General features: G+C 26.6%; 10 protein-coding genes. 5 read left to right on the top strand and 5 right to left on the bottom strand.

Annotated features, from left to right (window positions below; genetic code table 11):
- Positions 1-202: 202 nt before the first annotated feature.
- The 5 genes from LEQ07_RS10640 to LEQ07_RS10620 all read left to right on the top strand — a co-directional run bounded on the left by LEQ07_RS10640 (position 203) and on the right by LEQ07_RS10620 (position 4,178).
- Positions 203-1,099: an FUSC family protein gene (locus tag LEQ07_RS10640; RefSeq protein WP_263330651.1), complete on the top strand. Its 897-nt coding sequence runs from the start codon at positions 203-205 to the stop codon at positions 1,097-1,099.
- Positions 1,100-1,277: 178 nt separating this feature from the next.
- Positions 1,278-1,523, top strand: coding sequence for a hypothetical protein (locus tag LEQ07_RS10635; protein WP_263330649.1), 246 nt, complete (start codon positions 1,278-1,280; stop codon positions 1,521-1,523).
- A gap of 165 nt (positions 1,524-1,688) precedes the next feature.
- Positions 1,689-3,104, top strand: a complete 1,416-nt coding sequence (locus LEQ07_RS10630) for a carbon starvation CstA family protein (protein ID WP_046824247.1) — start codon at positions 1,689-1,691, stop codon at positions 3,102-3,104.
- A 152-nt stretch (positions 3,105-3,256) separates the two neighbouring features.
- Complete coding sequence (locus tag LEQ07_RS10625; RefSeq protein WP_046824246.1) at positions 3,257-3,721, top strand: MarR family winged helix-turn-helix transcriptional regulator; 465 nt, start codon at positions 3,257-3,259, stop codon at positions 3,719-3,721.
- A gap of 13 nt (positions 3,722-3,734) precedes the next feature.
- Entirely contained in the window at positions 3,735-4,178 is a 444-nt protein-coding gene (locus LEQ07_RS10620; protein ID WP_046824245.1) for a GNAT family N-acetyltransferase, read from the top strand.
- Positions 4,179-4,267: 89 nt separating this feature from the next.
- Here LEQ07_RS10620 and pseI read toward each other — a convergent pair whose 3' ends face one another.
- From pseI to LEQ07_RS10595, 5 genes are read right to left on the bottom strand one after another with little or no spacing between them, the layout of a single operon-like run.
- Positions 4,268-5,308 (bottom strand): pseudaminic acid synthase, encoded by a 1,041-nt coding sequence (gene pseI, locus LEQ07_RS10615; RefSeq protein WP_263330646.1) that lies wholly within the window; start codon positions 5,306-5,308, stop codon positions 4,268-4,270.
- Between the two features lie 22 nt (positions 5,309-5,330).
- Positions 5,331-5,894 carry a methionyl-tRNA formyltransferase gene (locus LEQ07_RS10610; protein WP_263330659.1) on the bottom strand — a complete coding sequence of 188 codons (564 nt, stop codon included), beginning with the start codon at positions 5,892-5,894 and terminating at the stop codon, positions 5,331-5,333.
- Between the two features lie 20 nt (positions 5,895-5,914).
- A complete protein-coding gene (locus LEQ07_RS10605; RefSeq protein WP_263330645.1) occupies positions 5,915-6,184 on the bottom strand; it encodes a hypothetical protein in 270 nt (89 codons plus the stop codon).
- Complete coding sequence (gene pseG, locus LEQ07_RS10600; RefSeq protein ID WP_317852068.1) at positions 6,181-6,981, bottom strand: UDP-2,4-diacetamido-2,4,6-trideoxy-beta-L-altropyranose hydrolase; 801 nt, start codon at positions 6,979-6,981, stop codon at positions 6,181-6,183. Before pseG ends, LEQ07_RS10605 begins: the two co-directional genes overlap by 4 nt.
- Positions 6,981-7,205 carry a hypothetical protein gene (locus tag LEQ07_RS10595; RefSeq protein WP_263330644.1) on the bottom strand — a complete coding sequence of 75 codons (225 nt, stop codon included), beginning with the start codon at positions 7,203-7,205 and terminating at the stop codon, positions 6,981-6,983. The genes pseG and LEQ07_RS10595 overlap by 1 nt, the downstream gene beginning before the upstream one ends.
- Between the last annotated feature and the right edge of the window lie 34 nt (positions 7,206-7,239).

Below are 7,239 nucleotides of genomic sequence, written 5' to 3'. Positions count from 1 at the left end.
CTTGTATTTTGTGGATTAGCAATAATGGCAATTCAAATGCTAGCTAATAAAAATAAACTTAAAACACAATCTAAAAAACAATAAAGAGTTCTATAGAGTACATAAGTGAGGAAATAAACTGTATATTAGAAAACAAAAATTTAGATTTTGTAAATGAGTTAAACAAAAAACATACATAGGAATAAGAGACTTAGTATCTGATATGTATAAAAGAATAGATAAAGATATAAACTTACCTATTGAAATTATACAAAGTTTATTTATAAGTAGATTTTTAGAAAGTATTAATTTAACAGTTGGTAAAATTAAAGATGATAGAAATAATAATGAAGGTTATTTTAAAACATTAAATGAAGTAAAGAACTTATTAGTAGAAATTGATAATTTTACAAATGAAAATTTAAGCATAGACGAATTAATAAACAAACTAAGTGAATATGTTAAAGATACAGATAAAATAGAACCAAATTATTATTTAATATATGAACTTAAAGATGCAGCAGATTTATTAAGTTATGATTTAAAAGACTCTAGGGATAAAAAAATAGATAAAATTAAGGAAAATTATTTTGTAACGGATTTATTAGATAGAGTAAATGATTTAAAAAATAATATGAGCAAAGATTCTCTTAAGTTTACTTTTGCATTGAGAGGAGCTATTGTTACAAGTATAGGTGTTTTTATAGTTAGTATTTTCAATCTTGAATATGGAAAATGGTTAGTATTTAGTTTATCAGCTATAGTTCAACCTTATCTTGAAGCTAGTAAGGTAAAAGGTAAGGATAGACTTGTAGGTACTGTAATAGGATTGGTAATTTTTGAAATTTTATTTTACTTAATAAAAGAAGATTCAGCTAGAGTACTAGTCATACTTGCAGTTGGATATATTAGTAACTTCCAAACTAAATACAAAGATCAAATGATATGTACAACAATATCTGCATTAGGTGCAGCAGCTATGACGAGTAGTTTAGAGATGATATCTATAAATAGACTAGTATTTGTTGTTATAGGTACTTTAATTGCATTATATGCAAATAAAGTTATATTACCTTATAAAATGAGAGATATAACTAAAAAAGATATTGAAAATCTATAATGATAAATGAAAAAGTACTTTCAAAATTATATGAACTAGGTAGATTAGAATTAAAAATAGATGAGGATGTAAAAGAGATGCTATTTGTTAACAACTTAATAAATAAAAAATAGATACAAACAACTTAACACTTTTATCAAATAGTATTGATGACTTTTTATACAATCAACGAATGTTTATGAATGACATTAGATTTTTAGTAAATAACTTTAGAAGATTTAGTAAAAATAATACAGGTGTAATGGATCTAGTTTATGACGTAGATAAGCTAATGCATAGAGAAAATTCTAAAGAGGATATAATTAAGTGTTTTAACAAAAGAGCGGATAAGTTTAGTCAATTAGTTTTAGTAGATGTTTTAGAATTAAAAGAGAATATAATAAATTCTAAGAAACTATCTAAACAAATTTCAAGTGAATTATAATGGTATTTATTCATGAAATGCATTTCATTACATAAAAAATGCATTTATGAATAGAAAATAACGTTTAACTCATCAATCGACAAATTAAAACAGAAGGCATATATAATAATGTTAAGAAAAAATTCTTAACATTATTTTTTTACTTTTAGGGAAGGAGCGATTGATGTGATAAGTTTTTTAGGATCAATAGCGTTACTTATAATTGGGTATTATACTTATGGTAAATTTGTAGAAAGAACGTTTGGCATTGATGATAGCATCAAAACGCCAGCAACTACACTTGAAGATGGTGTAGATTACATTCCAATGAAATGGAGAAAAATATTTCTTATACAATTCTTAAATATAGCGGGACTTGGACCTATATTTGGAGCAATACAAGGTGCTTTATTTGGACCAGCGGCATTTTTATGGATAGTATTTGGAACAATATTTGCAGGAGGAGTTCACGACTTCCTATCTGGGTATTTATCAATGAAAAATAAAGGTGATTCAGCTTCTGAACTGGTTGGAAAATACTTAGGAAATTCAACTAAAAACTTAATGAGAGTATTTACAGTGTTGCTTTTAATATTAGTTGGTACTGTATTTATGACAGGACCAGCAGCACTTTTAACAACATTGACATCAATAGATACTAAAATATGGGTTGTTATAATAGTATTATACTATATAGCTGCCACTGTTTTACCAGTAGATGCAGTTATAGGAAAGATATATCCACTATTTGGAGCAGCACTTTTAATAATGGCTGTTGGAGTTGCAGGAGGGTTAATATTTAAGGGATATGATATACCAAATATAGCACTTCACAATTTACATCCACAAGGACAACCATTATTCCCATTCTTATTTATAACAATAGCATGTGGAGCAATATCTGGATTCCATGCAACACAATCTCCTATGATGGCAAGATGTGTTGAAAAAGAAAGTGAAGCTAGAAGAGTATTCTATGGTTCAATGGTTGCAGAAGGTATAATAGCTTTAATATGGGCAGCAGCAGCTATGACATTCTTTGGAGGAGTTCCTCAATTAGATGCTATATTATCTCAAGGTGGACCAGCTACAGTTGTAAATGTTATATCAAACACTTTAATGGGACCAATAGGAGGACTTCTTGCAGTATTAGGAGTTGTAGTTTGTCCTATAACTAGTGGAGATACAGCATTTAGAAGTGCAAGACTTACAATAGCAGATGCAATGAAGATAGATCAAAGTAGTATAAAAAATAGATTTATGATATCTATACCATTATTTGTAATAGGTATAGCACTTACTTTCATAGATTTCAACATAATATGGAGATATTTCTCTTGGGCTAACCAAACATTAGCCATGATAATGTTATGGACAGGATCAGCATACTTAGCAAAACATAATAAAAATCATTTTATAAGTACTATACCTGCTATATTCATGACAGCTGTAACATTTGCATATATAATGCAAGCACCAGAAGGATTTAGATTACACGCTGGAGTATCTAATGCAATAGGTATTGGAGTTGCTATAGTATTCACTATATTATTTGCTAGAAAAGTTAAAAAATTAAGAAATGAAAATAAAGAATTAGCATAGGCATTAAGTTAGTATTTCATATATATATATAAAATAAAGGTAGAATCTTTAAAAGGTTCTACCTTTATTTATGTATAAATACTTGAAAGTTCAAGTATCTTATGGTAAATTGAAAATAGGTGAAAGTTCAAGTACTTAAAAGGAGGAATTAAATGAGTTATTTAATTCTTAGAGAAATAGGTAAGATTGCAAGATGTTTACAAACAATAAGTGATGTAGAGTTTAGAGAAGTAGGACTAGAAAAAGGACAGTATTTGTTTCTAGTAAGAATATGTGAAAATCCAGGTATTAATCAAGAAGAATTATCTAACTTATTAAATGTAGATAGAACAACAACGGCAAAGGCTATTAAAAAATTAGTTGAAAAAGATTATGTGATTAAAAGACATAATGAAAAAGATAAAAGAGCTTATGAGTTATATCCATCAGAAAAAGCTAGTCAAATACATTTAATTTTAAAAAGTGAAGAGGAATTATCTACAGAGAATTCATTAAATGGGTTTAGTGAAGAAGAAGTAGATATCCTATTTACTTTATTAGAAAGAATGAGAAAGAATATAGAAAAAGATTGGGAGTATATAAAAAAAGGAAATAAAAGAGACTATACAAACAAGTAGAGGAGGCAGTTATATGGAATGGAAATTAAAAAAATATGAGGAATTAACTGTAGATGAATTGTATGAGATATTAAGTGCTAGAATAGAAGTATTTGTAGTAGAACAAAAGTGTCCATATCAAGATGTAGATTTTAAAGATAAAAACTCATATCATTTATTTGCTAAAGAAAATGGAAATATCACAGCTTATGTAAGAATTTTAGAAAAAGGAATTTCCTTTGAAGAAGTCTCTATCGGTAGAGTATTAACAAGTAAAGAATATAGAGGTAAGGGTCTAGCAAAAGAAATTATGTTAAAAGCTATAGAGTATATAGAAAATGAGTTAAATGAAACTGAAATAAAAATATCAGCTCAAGCGTATTTAATAGAGTTTTATAAGAGCTTAGGATTTAAAGAGGTATCGGATATATATTTAGAAGATGATATCCCTCATCTTGATATGTTATATAGAAAGTAAATTATTTAAGGATATATATAAATTTAAAACCTTTTCTAGATTCAGAAATGAAATTTATATATATCCTTATTATTTTGCTATTCAATATTTTATTCTAAGTCATTATGACTTAAAGGAGTACCTCTTTTAATATCTTTATTTACTTTTTTACCTAGAATATCATAGTAGTATTTAGGGTGCATACCGTAACCAGGTCTTATAGATCTTAAGTTATCTTCTTTTAGTATTTCACCTTTTTTTATATCCTTAACTACAAATAAAGACCTAGAAAACTTAATATGTTTTTTTAAGTCATCTTCATTATTGTATGAAATTTTTCCTATGCATTTTTCAACTTTTCTTATAGATTCAACCATTTGCTTAAATTGGTTTTTATCCAGCGAAAATGAAGAATCAGGACCACCGATATTTTTATCTATTATAAAGTGTTTTTCTATTATTTTAGCACCAAGAGCAACAGCTGTTATAGGAACTTCCATATCAATACTATGGTCAGACAATCCAACTATTGTATGAAAAGTGTTTCTCATATTAGGGATGGTATCCAAGTTAGAATCTTCTAAATTTGCTGGATAAGATGATGTACATTTCAATAAAGCAATATCCATGTTATCCATTTTTTTACATGAGGTTAAAGCTTCATATATATCATTTTTAGTAGCTACTCCAGTAGACAATATAATAGGCTTATTTTTAGAAGCAATATATTCTATAAGTGGAATATCTCTAATTTCGAAAGAAGCTATCTTATATGCCGGAACGTTTAAGGATTCTAAAAAGTCTACTGATGATTTATCAAATGGAGTTGAAAATAATGTGATACCTATTTTATTTGCATAATCAAATAGTTCTTCTTGCCATTCCCAAGGAGTGTATGCATTTTGATACAATTTATATAATGTAGTCCCATCCCATATGCTACCTTGATTTAATCTAAAGTAATCATTATCACAATCAATGGTTAAAGTATCGGGGGTATAAGTTTGAATTTTAACGGCATTGGCTCCACATTCTTTTAAAGTTTTGATACTTTGTTTTGCTATATTTATATCACCACCATGATTTGCTGATAGTTCACCTATTATGTAACAAGGTGAATCATTAGATATTTTAAAATCATCTATAATCATAAATACACATCCTTAAGATTTATTATTCGAATTCATAATCTGTTACAATTAGCATTGCATCTTTTAGTTTTATAAGTAAATTGGAGTTATTAAAGACAACTGTTCCTATATCTAAGCTTTCATACTTAGGTAAAATAGTATAATCTAATCTAGCTCTCCAAATAATTATTTTTTTATTATTATGATATAAAAATGCTCCAGGATATGGTTTTGAAATTGCTTTTATGAAATTCATGATGTCTTTTGAAGGCTTTGAAAAGTCAATTTTACCATCGTCTTTAGTTCTTTTATTTACATAAAATCCTTTTGATAAATCTGGCTTTATTAAATTTAAGTTGTTACTTTCTAAATGTCTGATAGAGTTTAATACTATTTTAGGGTAAATATTTTTAACTTTATTTAATAAATCAGATATATAGTAATCTTCATCTATTTTTATTTTTTCTTGTAAGATTATATCTCCTGTGTCTATACCTTCATCTATAAAATGAACTGTAACTCCACTGTATTCTTCACCGTTAATCATAGCCCAGTTTAAAGGGGCACGCCCTCTATACTTAGGTAGTAAAGATGCGTGTGTATTTATACAACCTATAGTTGGTAAATTTATAATATCTTTTTTAGTATTTGATCAAAATTAACACAAACTATTAAGTCCAAGTTTAAAGATTTTATTTTATTTAAAAAATTTTGGTCATTGATATTTTTTTCTTCATAAAGGTTTAAATTAAATTTATCTGCAACTTCATCAACTCCACGATACCAATCGTTATCATTTTTAGATACAACTACACCAACTACATTTACATTATTATTAATTAAATGTTCTAGTGTTTTTGCACCTAACTCATGTCCACCCATAAACAATATGTTCATAAAAACTCCTTATTTAAATAATTTTTTATTTCGTGCACTACATTTTTTACTCCAGCTTTACATACTACACCTTTACAGTTATCGCTTATACTTTTCCTAAATTCATAGTTGTTTGCTAGTTTAGTAAAGATTTCATTAAATTTGTGCTCAGTGAGTTCATCAAACCAACCTCCATAAACACAAGTATTAATATTTGATAACTCCTTACATATAAGTTCTTGATTGTCAGCTTGTATGATTAATATTGAAGGAATTGAAAGCGATAAAAGCTCATAAGCGGTGCTACCTGAAGCTGATATAGCTATATCATTTTTAATCATTATAGATTTCATATTATTTGGATTAAATATTAAGTTTATATTAGATTTGCAACTTGCTAAAGATTTAAGTTTATTTAGATTATTAAATTTTTCATTTACAACTACATTGAAATTCATATCATTAAACTCATCTAGATATTTTAAAATGGTATAAGTATAGTTATTTACATCAGTTCCACCCATAGTAATTAAAACATTTTTACAGGTTTTATTTATTGATATATAATCATTTTCTTGAAATTCTTTTCTAAATAAACAATAGTTACATCCAAGCAAATACTTTGTTTCACTATTAAATTTATAGTTTAGATTGTGAGCATATATATTGTAGTTAATAACTATGTCACTTATATAATCATATAAGTTAGTATCATCTATTGATACTAAATATTTAACTATATTTTTGATTTCTTTAAAATAATAATCATTTAGATTATAAGAATCTGTTATTAATAAATCTATGTTTAAATCTTTAATTATTTTTTAGTTTCTTTTATTTCTAAATTTAAATCTTTAGTTATTAAAGGTTTAAATTCAAGGTTATGTTTATTTAAAAAATCTATTATATAAGTATCATCATCAATTAAGAATAAAACTTTAAAGTTATTAAAAGTTAGTTCTTGAGCTAAGGATATACATCTTGCAACATGGCCTAATCCTTGATTTTTATTTCCACCAGCTCGAATAGCTACATAGTTCAAATAAATCACCTCTATAAGTTAATATATTGAGAAC

This window comes from Paraclostridium sp. AKS73, from assembly GCF_025671395.1.
GTDB classification, from domain to species: domain Bacteria; phylum Bacillota; class Clostridia; order Peptostreptococcales; family Peptostreptococcaceae; genus Paraclostridium; species Paraclostridium benzoelyticum.
This window is presented reverse-complemented; position numbering and strand designations above follow the sequence as displayed.

Excerpts from the sequence above, each read along its gene's own strand:
- LEQ07_RS10605 (WP_263330645.1), bottom strand. The coding sequence starts at position 6,184 with ATGAACATATTGTTTATGGGTGGACATGAGTTAGGTGCAAAAACACTA.
- LEQ07_RS10640 (WP_263330651.1), top strand. The coding sequence starts at position 203 with ATGTATAAAAGAATAGATAAAGATATAAACTTACCTATTGAAATTATA.
- LEQ07_RS10635 (WP_263330649.1), top strand. The coding sequence starts at position 1,278 with ATGAATGACATTAGATTTTTAGTAAATAACTTTAGAAGATTTAGTAAA.
- pseI (WP_263330646.1), bottom strand. The coding sequence starts at position 5,308 with ATGATTATAGATGATTTTAAAATATCTAATGATTCACCTTGTTACATA.
- LEQ07_RS10625 (WP_046824246.1), top strand. The coding sequence starts at position 3,257 with ATGAGTTATTTAATTCTTAGAGAAATAGGTAAGATTGCAAGATGTTTA.
- LEQ07_RS10620 (WP_046824245.1), top strand. The coding sequence starts at position 3,735 with ATGGAATGGAAATTAAAAAAATATGAGGAATTAACTGTAGATGAATTG.